At 52.6% G+C, this 16,899-nt stretch carries 15 protein-coding genes and 1 pseudogene; all 16 read right to left on the bottom strand.

What is annotated here, in order from left to right; translation table 11 throughout:
• Positions 1-865: 865 nt before the first annotated feature.
• Positions 866-3,136: pseudogene (locus tag G6Q29_RS21905) on the bottom strand (LPD7 domain-containing protein); the annotation flags it as partial.
• A 71-nt stretch (positions 3,137-3,207) separates the two neighbouring features.
• Complete coding sequence (locus tag G6Q29_RS19515; RefSeq protein ID WP_022649988.1) at positions 3,208-3,495, bottom strand: hypothetical protein; 288 nt, start codon at positions 3,493-3,495, stop codon at positions 3,208-3,210.
• Positions 3,492-4,652, bottom strand: a complete 1,161-nt coding sequence (traJ, locus tag G6Q29_RS19510) for a plasmid transfer ATPase TraJ (protein WP_022649987.1) — start codon at positions 4,650-4,652, stop codon at positions 3,492-3,494. The genes G6Q29_RS19515 and traJ overlap by 4 nt, the downstream gene beginning before the upstream one ends.
• 12 nt (positions 4,653-4,664) lie before the next feature.
• The gene (locus G6Q29_RS19505) at positions 4,665-5,471 is read right to left on the bottom strand and encodes a type IV secretory system conjugative DNA transfer family protein (RefSeq protein WP_022649986.1); all 807 of its coding nucleotides are present in this window, start codon (positions 5,469-5,471) and stop codon (positions 4,665-4,667) included.
• Entirely contained in the window at positions 5,468-5,941 is a 474-nt protein-coding gene (locus tag G6Q29_RS19500; RefSeq protein ID WP_022649985.1) for a DotD/TraH family lipoprotein, read from the bottom strand. Before G6Q29_RS19500 ends, G6Q29_RS19505 begins: the two co-directional genes overlap by 4 nt.
• A gap of 70 nt (positions 5,942-6,011) precedes the next feature.
• A complete protein-coding gene (locus G6Q29_RS19495; protein ID WP_123839394.1) occupies positions 6,012-6,428 on the bottom strand; it encodes a hypothetical protein in 417 nt (138 codons plus the stop codon).
• A 108-nt stretch (positions 6,429-6,536) separates the two neighbouring features.
• Positions 6,537-7,742, bottom strand: a complete 1,206-nt coding sequence (locus G6Q29_RS19490; RefSeq protein WP_022649984.1) for a conjugal transfer protein TraF — start codon at positions 7,740-7,742, stop codon at positions 6,537-6,539.
• A gap of 105 nt (positions 7,743-7,847) precedes the next feature.
• Positions 7,848-8,684, bottom strand: coding sequence for a hypothetical protein (locus G6Q29_RS19485; protein ID WP_022649983.1), 837 nt, complete (start codon positions 8,682-8,684; stop codon positions 7,848-7,850).
• A 146-nt stretch (positions 8,685-8,830) separates the two neighbouring features.
• Complete coding sequence (locus tag G6Q29_RS19480) at positions 8,831-9,307, bottom strand: hypothetical protein (RefSeq protein WP_022649982.1); 477 nt, start codon at positions 9,305-9,307, stop codon at positions 8,831-8,833.
• A gap of 19 nt (positions 9,308-9,326) precedes the next feature.
• Positions 9,327-10,490: a site-specific integrase gene (locus G6Q29_RS19475; protein ID WP_301741653.1), complete on the bottom strand. Its 1,164-nt coding sequence runs from the start codon at positions 10,488-10,490 to the stop codon at positions 9,327-9,329.
• Positions 10,491-11,067: 577 nt separating this feature from the next.
• Entirely contained in the window at positions 11,068-12,402 is a 1,335-nt protein-coding gene (pilV, locus tag G6Q29_RS19470; RefSeq protein ID WP_032627586.1) for a shufflon system plasmid conjugative transfer pilus tip adhesin PilV, read from the bottom strand.
• Entirely contained in the window at positions 12,399-13,073 is a 675-nt protein-coding gene (locus tag G6Q29_RS19465) for a prepilin peptidase (RefSeq protein WP_022649979.1), read from the bottom strand. Before G6Q29_RS19465 ends, pilV begins: the two co-directional genes overlap by 4 nt.
• On the bottom strand, positions 13,058-13,540 hold the full coding sequence (locus tag G6Q29_RS19460; RefSeq protein WP_045261878.1) for a lytic transglycosylase domain-containing protein: 483 nt from the start codon (positions 13,538-13,540) through the stop codon (positions 13,058-13,060). Before G6Q29_RS19460 ends, G6Q29_RS19465 begins: the two co-directional genes overlap by 16 nt.
• Positions 13,541-13,624: 84 nt before the next feature.
• Positions 13,625-14,239 carry a type 4 pilus major pilin gene (locus tag G6Q29_RS19455; protein WP_022649977.1) on the bottom strand — a complete coding sequence of 205 codons (615 nt, stop codon included), beginning with the start codon at positions 14,237-14,239 and terminating at the stop codon, positions 13,625-13,627.
• A 13-nt stretch (positions 14,240-14,252) separates the two neighbouring features.
• Positions 14,253-15,347 (bottom strand): type II secretion system F family protein, encoded by a 1,095-nt coding sequence (locus G6Q29_RS19450; protein WP_032623575.1) that lies wholly within the window; start codon positions 15,345-15,347, stop codon positions 14,253-14,255.
• Positions 15,340-16,899, bottom strand: a complete 1,560-nt coding sequence (locus G6Q29_RS19445) for a GspE/PulE family protein (RefSeq protein ID WP_022649975.1) — start codon at positions 16,897-16,899, stop codon at positions 15,340-15,342. Before G6Q29_RS19445 ends, G6Q29_RS19450 begins: the two co-directional genes overlap by 8 nt.

Here is a 16,899-nt window from a genome sequence, read left to right as displayed (position 1 = left end):
ACTGGTTTGACTGTGTGTCCATAGAGGCCATGACGGGTACCAGCCTGTCTGGTGCTTCCGTGGACGGTGGCGAAATGCTGGCCGCGGCTACCGGTGACTTTACAGGATGCCTGTCTTCGCCCAGATAAAACTGACGCTCTTCCAGGCGAGGTGGCAGCTTCAGGTCTGTGGTGTACTCAGGCCAAGCCTGTCGGATTTGCTGTGTGAGGCGGCCAAACGTATCGACCGGGAAAGCCTGAAGAGGCTGTCCCTGCTCCGGTCGATCATGTGCCACGGCAAGACCTGTTGAGGCGGACGTCAATGACCAGTTATTTTTTACGCGCTCTTTTTCCTCACCAGGTACCTGCCAGCTGTCACGGGAATTGAGCGTCAGCGTGACCACATCGCCGGTTTTGTGGTGCGCGATCAACTCCCGTAAATCCTGCCCCCAGTAGGTATGACTTCCACCGCGGTTCTGTAGCTCGATAAAGAAGCTCTTGCCCTTTTGCTCTTTATTTTCGTACATCGCTTCACCAAAGTTCTTGAGGACCGCCGTGACGCTCTGGCCTGGTTTCAGTGCAGAGGGGGCGGGCTCAGCGGGCATATCAGGGACCCGGATGCTGTCGGCCTGCTTAGGCGCTACAGGCTCTGTTGAGGGTGAAACGGCAGGCTGCTTTGCGGCAGTTGCCTGTGCTGACGGCGTGGGTGATACGGGGGGCACGGGTATGCCCGGAGCGTCAGGGGTAACAGCTTCGGGGGCGGCTGTTGCCGGTGACACTGGCGATGCGGCATCAGGTGATGGAGTCTGTCGGTTCAGATCCGGCGTAGGAATATGTGTTGTGACTGAATCCCTGGTTGCCCCAAACTGTTGCCGCATAGTCTCAAGCTGCGCGCGCTGCGCAGGCAGCTTCATTCGGATATCGAGGTCATATTCAATAATGAGCCGCATGGCCTGCTCTTTAAACTGCGTACTGCCGGTGAGCTCCACCACACCGCCGTAATAGCGTGATGCCACGGCCAGCGCGGCGAGCACCTTGCGCTTGTCCTCACTCGCACCGTTACACATTTCGAGACGGTTGCCGAGATCGTGAAACGCATCTTCCCCGTCGAGACGGTAAAGCACCTTATTGTCACGCTGTTCTTCCGTTGACAGGGCTTTAATGATTTCATCGAGATCTTCTCGCTGAAGCGGTTCCGGCCTTCGCGGTCCGTAGACAAGCCCATCCGCTTCATGCATCTCACTCTCTGCCGTTTCCTTCCTGCCCGGGGAGGGCTCTGACGTGTTTGGATCCACATCGGCAGTTTGCGTCTGCTCCTGTTTTTGCCCGGTTGATGTTGCTCCGGGGGACTGTGGAGGGATTGGTAATTCAGGAACGATCGGCTCCGGAGACTCAGCGTCTGTTTCATGTGACGCAGCCTCAGGCTTCAGGGTTTGTTTGCCCGTTTCTGACAGTTCATGGTCTGTCTGTCGTTCCTGAGCAGGCATATGGGGAATGTCATCAGACTGACTGTTCACCCATTCAGCAAATTGTGGGTCGTCCATCTGCGCGCGTATGTCTGCATAATCATCGAGGCCAGGGACCGGTATATTCGATCCTGATTCGATGGCACTATGACTACGCTGACCGGCATCCGCAGAAGATGTCGCGATCGTCACGTCCGTGGTGCTCTGCGTATCAGGAATTAAAACATCAGCGTCTCGCAGGGACGTGGGGGCGGGTTCATCGTGTTCAGCCTTATTCTCAACCGGTGCCGCACTGATACTGGCTTCATCGGGCGGCATCACCGCTGCCGGAGAGATTATTTCAGGTTCAGGCGGGGCGGGAGGCGCTGGGTTTACTGACTCATCCTGCCTGTGGCTTTCAGACGGAATAACGACAGGTTCATCCGGGGCAATCGAAGACTGGCCGGATTCCTGACTTTCCAGATTTTCCATTTTTGGGTCCTGTTGTGAGAGAAATTGTGCATCGTTGGGTGCGTAGTCTGTCCGGATATCGATGCCGGCAGACCTGAGGCGGTCGCTGATGTGCTCACGGAAGGCTTCTCTGCCCCTGCTGATATCGAGATCGTTGAAGTCCGTCAGCAAGCGTGCTTTTTCTTCTTCGGTGAAATCAGGGGCGATGACTCTGCCGCCCGTGAGTTCTGCCGCTTTCTCAGCGCTCAGGATGCCCTTATTTTCAGGTTGTCCTGTCTGCGCATTCTTCAGCTGATGATCATTGTCTGCACAGAAAATAAAAGGACTGTCAGGCCAAACGGCACGAGCATTCTGGCCAACGGCAATCATGTTTCCCGCATCAACCGTCATCAGTACCGGCAGACCTGATGCCTCATGCAGAGAGGCTGCTGTGGCATATCCTTCAGCAAACAGCAAAGGCAGGCCATTCTGTGGCGTCCCCAGTGCAAACCAGTTACCTGTTTTTTCACTGTCTTTAAGGATGCGGGCGTCTTTTCCGCCGGTGAGCGGAATACGCTGGTAAGAGCGTATGTCGCCATGCGCATTGCTGAAGGGGATCACAAGTTCTTGCTTATCGTTGATTCTTATACCCGGCGCAGCCTCCACACCCTTACGGGTCAGATAGGCGTTCGTTGTAGCCTGCGGGTAGCGGTCAACATATCGGGCGGCGTACTCCGCCTGCCGGTTGTACTGTTGCTCCAGAGCACGGGCATTGTCTTCACGCGTTTGCTGGGCGTGTGCACGGAGATGAAGACGCGCAAGCGGATCCATCTCGCCACCACCTGAAAACACCCACTGCGTCGGTTTAGCGTCGGCGCTGCGATAATCGCGGTACCATCCGGCAGGGCGCCCGTCCAGGTAAGCCTTGTAAGCTCCGCTTTTCGAACCTTTCTTGTCCTGTTTCGTCGGTACGCGCTGAAGGCTTCCATCCATCACGGGGAGCCCCTTAACTAGCAGCCCTGCTTCTTCAAGTTTTTGAGCAAACTCTGTTACCGGATCGTCCGCATTCATCGACAGTTCATGGGGGCGGGGCATCCATCGCTCGAACCTGGTCAGGTCGGCTCCTGGTCGGGCATACCAGAGGCGGTGCTCATCGTCCCATTTAAGGGCTTTCTGCCCATCGCTGAGACGCGGGTGGGCGTTGATGGCGTCGTCCTTCTCTTCGTGAGGTACGGCAAGCCATACGCGGTGACTTTTTTGCATGGTCACATTCCTGGAAGATATTGAGGGAGTAGCGCGGGAGCGCTATGGGGAACGAACGGGTTACATCGGGTTCAGAGACCAGTCCAGTCTCGTGGTTTTTCAACAAAATGCCGGTACCACCAGGGGCGACCGGAGGCAATCTTTCCCCTGAAGGTACTTATTACGCGCAGGCAGATAGCCCGTACACTCCAGCCAAAGAAATTCAGGGCAACAAAGAATCCCAGAATGGCGGAACAGATATACAGCGTCTTCATGGACGGCCAGCGAAACCAGACCAGATACAGCAAAAGGAACGGCAGCGGGATACCAAAAAAGGTGACAGGCGGTGTGGCATAGCGCCAGAATCCTTCTCGTTTCAATGTCTAAGCTCCTGTGTCGGTAGGTAGAGTGCCGCTTCGTGTCTGTCTATATCACCCGTTACGTAACCTTCACGCACTTGATCGATAATGCGCCTTTTCTCCAGTCTCAGGATGTTATCGATGTGGGCCGGCCACTTCTCTGACGGGAGATTCTGTAGTGCATCGCGTAGCTCATCGTCGAAGACGATGTATTCCCGGAGAGCCCGGCGTTTGCCGTCTGTCGTTCTGACAAGTACCTGGACTACGATAAACCGTAACATCCCAAGCATCTCCCAGGCGCGTGCATCACGAATCTGAGGCGGAAACAGACCAAGCAGTCGGTTCAGGGTTTCACCTGGTGATTTAGAGTGCAGTGTACCGATGGTTAAATGTCCGCTTTCACCAGCCTGGACAGAAGCCTCTGCTGTTTCCGTGTCACGAATTTCCCCGATACCGATGACCTCCGGGTTTCGGCGCATTGCGGAGCGAAGCCCATCTGCAAAACTTGCGACGTCACGTCTTACCTGAGCCTGATGCGGCGGCAGAAGGTCGTCGGGGCGGCCGAGAATGTACTCTACTGGATCTTCGTAGGTCACAATTTTGCGATCGGGCTGTGTGTCCTGGCAGTGGCGATACAACGACGCCTGCAACGTTGATTTACCCGAACCCGTTTCACCGCAAATAAGACCCAGCCCGGTTTTTGGCAGCATTGCCGCCGCCAGATCGGGCTCGATACCCAGCTTCAGAAAATCGGGAATGATGTGGGGGATCACACGCAGAGTGACGGAGAGAGCCTTTTCTTCCCGGGCAGATGTCCCCTGGATGATGTGCGCGCGTAGCCGCACGCGTTCCCCCCTTTCCAGGCCATATCGCCCATGCATGTCGCCGTCGATTTGAATGGCTCTGTCCAGCGGTCTTCCACCCTGCACTCGGGGGCGCACTTCTGGCCCCAGCAGGTCGTCAAGCATATTTCCCAGCATGATATTCGGCAGTATGGTGTCTGAGACTCTCTCACGTCGGCCATAACGACTCACTGAAACTGGTGAGCCGCCAACCAGATCCACATCACTGACTCCATGTGCCGAACACCAGGCAAAAAATGTCCTGAACTCGTCGGCGGTATAGGCACCGCTGAACGGGAAAAGCCCGAACGAGTCAGGGATAGCTGATATGTTCACGAGGAAAACTCCTTACTGGATGGTAACGGACGGGCGCCAGCGTGATTTCTGTAGCTCAAACGATGCATGTGATTTGAGTCGGCGAACACGATCGCCGGTAACGAGCTTCTGACCACTGCCAGTAACAGTCTGCTGCTGCTCGGTGACTTCCGGCCGGGAAATCATGCCCCGTCGCCAGAGCAGGGAATAAAGCATCATGCCGCGATAGTCCCGGGTGAGTTGATTCATGCTGGCCTCAAAGGTCAGATCGGCATTTTCGCGACCTTCCTGCCAGCCTTTTTTCAGTGCGTCTTCCCAGACCTTTCTCTGGGCGCTGTCTTCCGGCACAACCAGACCTTCTGTGCCAGGGGTTGCCGTGGTGGCCAGACCGCGTAGTAACCAGCTGCGCCAGCTGGGCGGGTTACTGACGAATCGCTCCGGTCGGATGATGGTCCAGACTTTTGAGGCTGTGCGAATTTGATCAGGAGTGATGTGTGCTACGTCCTGCGCTTCATCAATAACCGGAGGAAGCCAGCCTTCAGGGCTGATAAGTGGACGGAAATCGTAAAGGGCATTGAGGGTGGATTCGCGGGCGTTGAGTGCCTGGGTTAACTCCCATGCCCGCTGGGATTTTCCTCCCCGGAATCCCAGTGTTCTGCCAGCATCAGTAAGCATTTGCCAGCGCGTTTCGGACAGACCTTCTGGTCTTTGTCGCTCCGGGTTGAGCCAGGCCTGCATATCCGGAGGTGGTGCCCCTGTATCTGTCGGTGAAGCCGGCCGCTCTCCTGCACACCCAGTCAGGAGCAGAGCAGGGAATAGTAACAAGAGAAAGCATTTCATTTCTTTCTGGTCTCCGGTTGCATGAAGTTGAGCTGGAGCAGCCCAGGGTACTGATTCAGGGTTGCGCGCCATGCGGTCTGCGCTTCGATAACGCGCAACACATTGCTGAACGTCATGCCACGAACGTGCAATGTTACGGGCAAGGGCAGGCGAACGCCGCTGTAGTTGAACTGCAGGCCACGTGCCCGCGCCAGTTCATCCAGTAGCTCCACAGCATCACCTTCCCAGTCGAAAGAGACGTCAGCGCTGTTGGAGCGAACGATCTCCATGGATGATGGCGCGGTTTTCGAACCGGACCAGACACCGTTATTCCACATCTGATACTGTGTGTGACGGGTAACGGAAACGGATGAGGCCGCGCCGTAACGGTCGGGGGAAGGAGAAACTGGAGACGTTGATGGCGTAGTCCAGGACTGGCAGCCGGCGAGCAGGGAGATGGCCAACACGCCGGGAAGCATTAAACAATTCATGGTAGTTACCTTGCCGGGGGGCGACGGAGATTAAAGCCAGAAGATTCAGTGGGCGAGGCTTATGATGCCGTTAATTTTGATGTTTACTTTTCCTGCGTATCCAGCTAATTAATTCAGATGGTTGATTATTTGCGGTCATCCAGAATAAAAGTCCGAATACAGAGAAAGTGAGATAAAACTGCCTGATGGTATCGTCAACACGCTCTTTCCAGTCATCCTCATCAATTAATACCGTTTTGCATACCTGAGGCATTACAAGAGGAGATGGCGGGCCGCTATCGTTTGATTGTTTACATTCTCTTACCATGCCTGGTGGTGCATCACCGGTAAGTGATCGGGCCTGTTCAAGGAAGGTGTCGGCGAGCGAGTGGTTGAATCCAAATAACATGAACAGAATAAAAAAACCGGTGGCTGGCGCAGTTATCAGGCTGCTGAAAGCAACACTGCTGATCTGATGCAATACATGTACATATCGGAAAGATTTCATCTTCAACGGTCTCAGCGGGAGAAAGTTCGGGGGGATTACAGCCAGTGCACAGGGGATAACACACAAAGAAACGGCAGAGGAAGCCCATTGCGGGCTTCCCCTAAACTATCAGAACGTGAACTGCAACTGTGCGACCGCACCGTAGGTACGATCGGTTCCTGCAATACCGGTCAGGTCCAGATGTACTACGTCGAAAGGAGAGAAGCCCAGACCCGCAGTGAAAGCGTTGCCCTCGCTGGAGACCATGTTCTGACGATAACCCGCGCGTACCTGCATCCAGTTCCAGGCATTCAGTTCGGCACCCACACTGGCGAACTGGCGTTTGTCATCCCGCTCAAAGCGGCTTGCTTCGGTCAGATCCACATCGAGAGCGGTGGTCAGGATACTGTTACTCCATGCCACGCCTGCAGTGGCCTGTGGTTTTACTTTGAATGTTTCTTTCTCACCATTCACTGCTTTAGTGTCAACGGTGCGGGCGATGATGTTCTGTACCGCGAGACCCAGCATCCAGTTGTCGCCGAGGTTTGTTGCCAGACCGATGTCGGCGTTAAATCCGGTTTTAGTATTGCGGTAGTCATCCGAATTCAGGTCATTTTTGTCGAAGTCGTTTACCTTTGCGCTGTAGTTGAAAAGATCGATGCGTTGATACTTGGGCGTGATCCCCAGTGACCAGCTATGTCCCGCTGTTTCAAATTCGTGCGCCATAGCCACACCGACATCGGTGATAACGGCAGCCCGACCATAAGCGCGGGACGTTAGTGCATCCTTGTCTACCGTATCTGACGGGATGGCGCCGCTGGCGATATTATCGAGATACTGTAGATCGTGATCACTGACCTTGCCGTTTACGGAAACGGTGCCCCAGGACTTCACGACAACCGCAAATGGAAGCACTTTATTAGGAGTGGTAGCAATGACAGATGCCCCGACCTGTCCGTTTGCTTTTACGTCCTTCAGGTCTTCCAACTTGTTGCGTAATGCGGCTGCACTTTCGCTGACACCGCTCTGGCGGTCAACTGCATTGTCAAAATTGTTCCACAGATCCTTTACGTCATCGGTATTATCGATGGCATTATCTGGGTCTGCTACCTGGACACCTACGGACGGCAGCACCAGGCTGAAGTCATCGTTCGCGCCAAATTTCGTCAGGAGTGCCGGGTTGGATAAGGCAGCTGTACCGTAATGTGCGGAAGCTACGCCAGTCCCGCCCATCGCATCGCTGCGGGCTTCCATATAAGAGGTTGCAGCTCCCGCATGAAATGCCATCATGACGGCGAAAGATATCAGTGTTTTTGCAATGTGAGTCTTTTTCATAAGTAAATTTCCTGTAGTCCTGTCTGGATTTAGGGCAAAAGTAGGTCCTGATGCGGCAGTATCAAAATTTCCTTTTTCTTTTTTAATTCAGATTTTCAGCGTGGTTTAAAGCTGTCTGAATATAAGTACGGGTAACGTTGTTCCGTGTTCAAGTGCTGTTGCCAGCCCTGCACCTAAGGTGACGAGGCGGATAGTACCTGTTGCTGCGTGTTCCCTGAGGAGTCGCTCTTTCCAGCATTCCTGCTCTGTATTCAGGGTGCGCGTAATAATGGATAGCACCGGAAAATATGTCAGCTGAGATGAAGATATTTTCTTCTTAATTAATATGCCGTTTCGTTCCTGATCTTTATCCTCAGTTGTATTTTCAGTCTTCCAGAAAATAATGCTGTCATTATTATTTTCGGCTGAAGGAATAATTACCTCCCGGAAATTTTCTTCCGTTTGTGGCCATTGATGACTCGCGCTGCCTGTGTCGACAGGGGGAACGTTGCTTCCAAGCAACCAGCCAGGAGAAACGAAAAACCAGTCAGCGAGCGCCTGGAGAAGCGGGGTGGACAGATAGTCCATTGTACGTTCCCTGTCCTGTAGCACACTAACCCGAACATTCCATGACGACAGCAGTTCTGCGATGTCTGTCGGGCTAAGCTCGTGTGACTGCATCAGTAGCTCAAAGCGGTCTATAACGCTGATTGCAGTATTACTGAATGGCAGGAAGATATCGCGAAAAGAGCCTTCAATTACCATACTCAGCAACTCTGACTGAGAAATTCCAATTTTGCCTGACAGCTCATCAATCAGTTGACGGGTACCAGGTCGCAACCGAAGTGATGTGGTCTGCATGGGCTTCTTATCATTGCGCTGAAGCAGTTCTGCAATCCTGTTCCGATCAAGGTCGGGGAGCGCCAGAAGCGAGGTGAAAATTGCTGTGAGACTGTTTGCCACATGGCCCCCTTAAGTGAAATTAAACTTTGTTACTCAGTGGGTTAAAGAATAATTAATCGTGACGCGTATGTATAACGAGTTAATTCGATCGTGTAGATCGACTGCGTTTGCGTGTTCGTTTTAATTACGTTTGTGTATTTGCTTTTTTAGCGAGCTTTCCGGCGCGGCCGAATGAGTACAAGCACGCCGGTTTCAGGTACGGTTATCCAGCGCCATTCCTGTAAAAATGTTTGCAGCCGTATCCCGTTTCTGATGGCTGGAGGTATCGTGACTGTGGTGCAGCGCCAGCGGTGCGTTTCCCCCATTTTTGACATCAGGATAGTCATGCTTTTCAGGTGTGCCGGTCGCATCAGATGGGATGTGAAGTACACCGGCGAGCTGTCTCTTTGTAGCGCCAGCTGCAACGTGACCAGAAAGCTCCGGTGAAAGCGTGCCGCACGCCGGAGATTAAGATGGCCAACCCGGTCAAATGTCGACAGATGCAGGGTTGTGTAATGCTTCTTACGATGTCGAACCAAGGCCGTTCGGAACCCTTTCCAGGGCGTCACGGCACTGACGATTGTCATTATCGGGCAATACAGCAGTAGCGTTAGTGGTACTGCTGAAAGGAAAATCAGAAACACAGCCCCTCCAGAAGAAAAGTTATACCTGGGCCGACAGTGCCAGGTCGGGGTTAAGCGGACATATCATGATGTGATTGTTTGTCCTGACAGGAAGCTCTCCCGGCGCGGGGACTCGTTCGCCGCGCTGGGCTGCAAGAGCCAGTGTCCGCAGTAGCAGTTCGCTGGCGCGGGCCAAAGCAAGTTCGCGAGTCGGCGCTGATACTGTCAGATTTTCGAAATCGCATAGCATTACCTTGATGTCACCTGATTCTTCGCTGTCCTGCTCGACCTGGGCAGGATAGGGCACGAAGTAGGGGGCGATCTTTTGAGTCTGGCGCCGTCGCGCGTCCAGCTTGCTGACCAGCTGGTAAGCTCTCAGATGGGTGTAGCGTTTTAGCATATTCATCGAGCGATGGCCTGATATAGCTGCGACCTCCATAACGTTCAGCGTACCGAGTTCGAAGAAACGGCTGATGGCCTCGTGCCGTAGATCATGAAAATGCAGATTCTCGATAGAGAGTTCCTTGAGGGCATTCCGCCAGGCGCTTTTGAAACCGGATGACGTATAGGAAAACAACTTACCTTTTAGCTGGGCCGGCATCATCTGAAGCAGGTTACGAGCCTTACGTGAGAGAGGAACATCTCGTGATGAGCCATTCTTGGTATCGGGCAGATGTGCTACGCCGTGCTGCAGGTCGATGTATTCCCATTGCAGGTTAAGGATTTCACCCTGCCGCATGGCTGTCTCAAGCGCGAGATGAAAAATTATATACAGCATTAAGTTTCGTTCCCGGAAATAACGGGACAGTCTGCGCTCTTCACTGGATGTCAGGCGGCGATCACGACCTTTGGATACTTTAGGTTTACGTACCAGTTCGACTGGGTTGCTTCGACAGGTTCCCCATTCCACGCGAGCGATCCCGAATAGAGATGATAAAAGCGCCAGTTCAAGCCTTACTGTATTGCCAGTGATAGGGTTCCCAGTCCTTGGGTTGAACTGCATCAGCCTTTCATCACGGTAGGCTGCAATATCAACTGTGGTGATCTCATCCATGTTCCGGTTAGCCAGTGGGTGACGCTTAATGACGTTGACCCGGTAAAATTCCTGAAGATGTCCCTTTTTGTGAACTGATACCGACTCGTAATACTTATCGAGGCCCCGACTGAGAGACATTTTTCTAATACGCGCAACAGAAGACATCATTACTCCCAAAAGGCGAAGAAAATAAAGCCTTGTGCGAAAAATGCAATAACACTGTCAATCCGGTGTGTGGAAGGGTACAGGCATAACCGAGGGTAATTACACTGTTCTCGGGACATTTAAAGGTTCTTACTCCGGTACGAATAATACAGGAAAGCAATATCGCCTGTACGTAACAGGCGGCAATCCACCTAGCAAAAAAATCAACTATGGAGATGCTGATAACTGCGTTAATACATACTCGCTCGTCGCTGAAGTTGGGGGGCTGTACGTTGCAAGAGATTTAAATGGCAACTCTCAGTGGCAAAAATCAGGGACAGTGAACTTTGAAGTCCCGGATGGGTCTTCATTTTCTATTGTCTCAAATGGAATGATGTCTTACGGCTGTGACTACGGATCGTTCACTGTCTTTCGTTTCCAATAACCTTGACAGTCTGATATGAGAAATGTGCTGGTTGTGTAACGTGTTGCAGATTATTTACCTGTACTCTGTCGTCTTAGCTTACCAACAGTCAAACTCCACAACTCTGAATGTTAGTGGGATTTAGCGATAAATAACGGCAGTTAAGCAGCCTTTTGATCAGTGGTAGGTGACGAGATTGAAACTCCCAGGTGAGCATCCGTAAGAGGGTAAGGGGTTTGACGTTACACTAAACGTCGATCCCGCTGGGATAATGAAGTTTATAGTTCCGGATTTACTCCAATCTGAGTTAGCGGTACCAGCCGATGTAATGATACGTCCGTCAACCATACCTTTAAGATCCCATGTATTACGGCAATTGTCACCGTCTTTAATTCCTCTATCTATAGTGGAAACGCCGCCGGAAGCGTAAACCGTCATCGGGCGGCCAGTATCGTTAACCGATGTGTAAGTGGAAACAAATGCCCCTAGCGAAGAGTAACTACCGTTATAAATGGAGCCGGAAATCCACACACCGGATTGACAGGAAAGTACGCCACCACTGGCATCACGGCTTATCAGCCCATTCGGATAACAGGCTATACCTGCAACGTTTACCTGACCCAGTTGCAAAACACCGCCAGCTGAAAGGTTGCCTGTTGCTTTAACTGTGGCACCAGAGACCTCGTTTGTTGCCGTAATATTGCGTCCGGCGCTGATGTCACTGTCAGCACGGACTGTAGCTCCTTTTACCTGTGCTCCCGCTGTAATATTCTGGGAAAAAATACCATTTAAACCACTCACATTTCCGCTGAATGTTCCTGTCTTACCATTAATGGTACCGACGCTGTTCAGATTATTTCCCCCCATGTCTATTGCTGTGTGCATTTTATTCAGGTCGGGGCGGCCATTAACCTGAAAACGGTACAACCTGTCGTTATCCTCCTGTGCACCAGATAACTCATCTGTTGAGAGGAGCACGACGATATGTCCATTTCCGGAAGTAGCTCCGTAGCTACTCAGCGGGATTTTCCAAGTCCGCAAGGCACCGGTGGCAGTTTTACCGTCATCGATGTATCCTCCGAATCCGGTTTTGATGTCCCTCGATATCAGCCTCAATGCTTTGGCCGGATATACACTTCCACCGCTTGATACCACCATTCCCTGCAACAATTCCGTGTTTTGCCCGTTTCTGACCAGGTACGTGTTCATACGCTGACCCTGGCTGTTTGTTTCGGTAAAACCGGACGGCAGAAAACCGGTATTTTTAAGCATGGCTGTGGTGATCACTGTCGGCGCGGTAGTGCTGGTTGCACTTAACAGCGTGGCATAGTTTCGCCCGACGTAGCCACGCGCAGCTGCTGCGTAGGTACTGATATGGGCTGCTTCAACCTGCCAGTTTTTCTCCTGTTGCCAGTCCTTGTATTTAGTGAGTCCAAAGACGGCCATTGCCATCACAACAAGGAGCGACAGAGCGACATCAAGATTTGCCCAGCCACGATCATGCTTTTTCATAGAATCGATATCCATACAGGTTGATACAGAAGAGTGAGCTGGAAAATACTCCCGCTAAGACAAAGCCAGGGTCCCAGCGGTCCCTCTTTTTTCCCCGATACATTCCAGGTTAGCAGCCAGAGAACAAAGGCTGCTGCTCCAAACAGAGTGACCAGTGCAGCATCTTTCCCACCCATCCAGGCAGTCAGGCCAGTTATCAGCCATAAATCCCCCTGACCCAGACGCTGAGTGCCCCGGTTTACCAGGACACTCAGTAGTGCCATCAGACTGACTGTTGCTGCGATCTCCGCCAGTTGTGTAGATATACTTTCAACTGAAACGTCTGATGCTGCTCCCCAGAGCAATCCCCCAAGTAACAGCCGTACTGTGAAGGTTCGTGGCAGATATCCACTGACTGCGTCTGTGCTCCCGGCCTGAAGAAGGAAGGCCATCATCACTATGGCAGCTGCCCGATCAGCAACAGGAACCGGTGCAAGGGCAGCGATCATACTGAAAGTAGCGAAGAACCAAATCCCTGCCGTCAAGGTTGTTTTCTGTTCCTTAACGTTTATCGGGTGCTCCTCCAGAAATTCGAGCACGCGGCACATCAGGACTCTGCCAATGATTGCGAACCCCAGTAGTAACGGCAGACTCCATGCTGTCGTCAGACTCGTAACTATGATGGTTCGCATATTCGCTTTCCTTTCACCTGTCGACAGACTCGAAGACCTTTCAGCTCCAGATAGAACCCCCAGATACGGTTGGCATATTGCTCACGGGTTTCGTGCCGATCCTTACGGAATCCAGCGTTGTAAGACCCGAGGCAATTCCAGGTCACACCACATACCTGAAAGTGGCTGGCCAGGATCCACGCCCCTATCTGAATGTTCAGACAGGGGCGCTTCAGCAGGTCTTCTGCCCCCTGGATGACACCCATCCGGACGAGCTTAGGAACATGGGTTGAGTTAATCTGCATCAACCCATAGTCCGTGCTGACCGGATTACCCTTTTTATCCCGGTTGGTGTTTGTGACCCATGGACGGAACGAAGACTCCCCTTTGGCCACTGCCTTAAGCAGCAGTGGCTCGATCTGGTATCGGGCACCGGCATTGTTAAAGCAGGCATCAAAAGTCGCAGGCGGGGAGTTCGTGCTGGCCATCAATGGGCCGGAGGAAAAGGACAGAATGAGCAGCGTCATTACCAGGCGGCAGGAGAGAATGCGTTCTCTCCGCATGTTGTCTCCTTAGCTGTTCATCGTGAAGATCAGCTTGTTGGTACCTGTGCTGCCATTGTCAGCTGTGCATTGCGCGCTGGCTTCTTCAGTTGTCACAACCCCATCACTGTGCGCCGTGGAGTTGATGGTGATCGCATCAGCAATTTTGGCGCGACTGAGTGCTGTGACGAGCGAGACGCAGGCACCCTGAGGAACCATTTCGTAGGTCAAAGAGAATCCATTTGAGAACCCGGAGACTGTGACAGGTGACAGTGTCACGGCTCCACCCCATCCATTATAAAGCGTGGCGGTGCCGGAAGAGGGGGTACCACGTACAGTCATACTTTTAGGCTGAAGTTTCATCTGGATAAGCGAGCCCATCATTTTGGCACCGGAAGTGAATGTGTATCCATCTCCTCCTTTCATCATGTTCTGGGTGCTTGTGATGAGCGACTGAATGTTCGACGACTCCTTACCTACGTTGACGTTATTTTTGAGGGCGAAGTATCCCGCCAGGACGATCCCGATGACGACCAGTACGATTAGCGCGATGCTGCCCTGCTCCAGGAAGCCCCAGCCGCGGTGTTGCGAAAGCGCCTTAGTTGGTTTGTATGGCTGAGAAGTTGGTTCAGAATTAAATTGCATGATGTTTCCTCATTTAAAAAGAGCCCGACGAGCTGTTAAGGGCATTAATATCCATAACGACAAGGACCAGAAGCAGAAGCATCAGGATCATTGCCAGGAACATGAGTCCGCGGATTACAACAGCGCGCTTTGCTACGCGCTCCAGGGTTTGTTCAAGCCAGCGCTGTCCGTAGTTAATGATGATTTCATCGTCTCCATCACCCTGCAAAAGGGAGAGGAAGTTGGCCGCTTCCTGCGACGGAAAATCGTAACCACAGTCCTTCAGGGCCAGTCCGAAATGTTTACCTTCACGCACATGTTCGGTAATCGCATCAATACGCACAGCAAGCCAGGGGGATGCCGTTTCCAGCAGGATCTCCAGCGCGTCTTTGGTTCTTACGCCGGACTGTAGCAGTGCACCGATATTCAACAGGAAGGTCGCGCCCTGAATATCCTTATAAACCGACCATGGCATCAGCCCGTCGAATATACGACGAAGCCTGTCAGGGCGATGCCAGCGCGGGAGTGACCAGACCGTCCAGATAATTAAAGCGGTGGCGGCGATGCCGGTTATCACTCCATACTCACTGAAATACACTGAGATCCCGTAAAGAAACCCTAGCGCCCCGGTCCAGTTCTCTGGCGGGCTGATTTCTGTCAGCGTAGGAAGTAGTTCGGCATTCAGTACATAGATGGAACTGGACAACATGATGGCAAAACCAATCGGATAGATGGCCATCTGCCATACAGCTGCGCGAATACGCTTACCCGCGTGGGTCAGGGCACAGGCGTATCTTAGTGAGCGTGGAAGTGACTCACTGCGTATGCCGGCGCTTATAACGGAAGCTTCTGCGGCAGGTAGCCACCGGGTGAGGGTGCGCTCCAGCGTTTTTTCGCCGCTGTTTTCCCTTAACGCATCAATACAGTCGTCCGTCAGCTCAACGTAGGGATGCCAGTTCTGGCCGAAGTTCGTCCATGCATTGCGCATTTTCTCCAGTGAAGGCTTTAGTTTCTGTCGGTTTTCAATCAGAAACCGCAGCGCATCATAGAACTGAACACGATACTGACCGCTGAACGTCTTACGGACCAGGTTATATCGGAGTCGTTTCAGGAAGTGCATTTCACGCATCATCCACCTCCAGACGTTCATCTTCATCGAGTGGAATGATCCGGTTGGCCATCAGCGGGTCGACCAGCCCCTCGTTGATTTTATGCAGAACGTGCCGGACACGGCTGATCCCCTGCATGTTGTTTATCCAGAACTGGCGAGCCGCAACCTTGCCGTCAGTTTTCAGCAGCTTAAAAAGACGGTTATTGGTCTCGATAACCTCGGCAATGACGGTACGTCCCCTGATACCCTGACCGACTTTGCCACGCACCTGGCCGTTGATCTCCACTACCTGTGTGCATGCTTCACACCCGTCCGGGTTATGGAAATAGAGCCTGTCGGTCGAGCAGACGCCTTCAATATTGCAGTATTTCTCCAGCCAGTTCTTTTCCTCGTCACTTAAGGTGTTGACCTTATCCTGCCAGGATATACGGCATTCCGGACATAGTGTGGGTACCAGACGCTGACTGATTAATCCGATTAAAAGCTGGGCATCACACAACAGATTTTCGTTAACACCGAGCGTAACCATACGCTCCGGGATGCCGAGTGCTGAGTTTGTGTGCAGGGTTGTCATCACCAGGTGTCCGGTCTGGGCGGCATAAATGGTGGCCAGCATCGAGACAAGGTCACGCATTTCACCCTCCATAATGGCGTCCGGATCCAGTCGCAGCGCTGACGAGATAGCTTTTCCCCAGGCGATACGTACTGCTTCCTCATCTGATTTGTCGCAGATGATTGGCGTCTGAACAGCTCCCACGACCTGCCCCTCAAGTGGGTCTTCGATGGTCAGAAGGTGTTGCCCGGGGTTGGTATCCAGATATTCACGGCAGGCGGTACGGAGCGTGGTGGATTTACCGGAACCAGTTGGCCCCGAGAGGATGATCTTACCTTCAGGTCGGTCAATCATGCGTTTAAGCAGCTTGATTTGTTCGGGTAGATAACCCAGTTGCAGGAAGTCAGGTACGTTGTTACCGTCATCCGGAATAAGTCGCATAACCGCAATCAGCCCATCGCCAGTTGGGCGGTGACTGTAGCGGGCACCAAACAGACCTATTTTCCGCATCATTGCCGGGGAGAGTCGTGCATCCTGTTCCCGGTGTGGGTAGAAGCTGGTTTCTGACACATCCGACATCGAGAGAATACAGGTGGCACAGAGGGATATACCTTCCTCCCGCCGACGTTCATCCACCACATGCAAATAGCCGTGGACGCGCATTTTGACCTGGAAGAGTGAATCTGAAATGAGAAAGTGAATATCTGAGGAACCGAGCTTTTTGGCCACTGAAAAATAGTTCAGGATCCGTTGTTCACTTTGGCTGCTGTCTCCATCCAGGTCTGCCAGAGTTAATCCTGTCTTATCGCTGGCCTGAGGTTGAGCTTCCTGCTTTTTTCGCGCCTCTCGTAAGTCTGAGAGAGTGACAAACCGATGTTTGATCCCCGGATGTTTGTTCATTAAGTCCATCAGCGCGGCCTGTACACCTGGGTCGACTCGCTGGTTGGTATCAATGAGGATTTCTTTCCTGTCACCGTCATCAAACAGCAGAAGAGATTCTGCAGTAATAGCGCTCAT

It is taken from the genome of Enterobacter cloacae, from assembly GCF_011078175.1.
Taxonomy (GTDB): domain Bacteria; phylum Pseudomonadota; class Gammaproteobacteria; order Enterobacterales; family Enterobacteriaceae; genus Enterobacter; species Enterobacter cloacae_Q.
Note: the sequence above shows the minus strand (reverse complement) of the source record. Positions and strands in the feature narration are given on the sequence as shown.

Excerpts from the sequence above, each read along its gene's own strand:
- G6Q29_RS19505 (WP_022649986.1), bottom strand. The coding sequence starts at position 5,471 with ATGAAATGCTTTCTCTTGTTACTATTCCCTGCTCTGCTCCTGACTGGG.
- G6Q29_RS19500 (WP_022649985.1), bottom strand. The coding sequence starts at position 5,941 with ATGAATTGTTTAATGCTTCCCGGCGTGTTGGCCATCTCCCTGCTCGCC.
- G6Q29_RS19495 (WP_123839394.1), bottom strand. The coding sequence starts at position 6,428 with ATGAAATCTTTCCGATATGTACATGTATTGCATCAGATCAGCAGTGTT.
- G6Q29_RS19490 (WP_022649984.1), bottom strand. The coding sequence starts at position 7,742 with ATGAAAAAGACTCACATTGCAAAAACACTGATATCTTTCGCCGTCATG.
- G6Q29_RS19475 (WP_301741653.1), bottom strand. The coding sequence starts at position 10,490 with ATGATGTCTTCTGTTGCGCGTATTAGAAAAATGTCTCTCAGTCGGGGC.
- pilV (WP_032627586.1), bottom strand. The coding sequence starts at position 12,402 with ATGAAAAAGCATGATCGTGGCTGGGCAAATCTTGATGTCGCTCTGTCG.
- G6Q29_RS19465 (WP_022649979.1), bottom strand. The coding sequence starts at position 13,073 with ATGCGAACCATCATAGTTACGAGTCTGACGACAGCATGGAGTCTGCCG.
- G6Q29_RS19460 (WP_045261878.1), bottom strand. The coding sequence starts at position 13,540 with ATGGCCAGCACGAACTCCCCGCCTGCGACTTTTGATGCCTGCTTTAAC.
- G6Q29_RS19455 (WP_022649977.1), bottom strand. The coding sequence starts at position 14,239 with ATGCAATTTAATTCTGAACCAACTTCTCAGCCATACAAACCAACTAAG.
- G6Q29_RS19450 (WP_032623575.1), bottom strand. The coding sequence starts at position 15,347 with ATGCGTGAAATGCACTTCCTGAAACGACTCCGATATAACCTGGTCCGT.
- G6Q29_RS19445 (WP_022649975.1), bottom strand. The coding sequence starts at position 16,899 with ATGAGCGCTATTACTGCAGAATCTCTTCTGCTGTTTGATGACGGTGAC.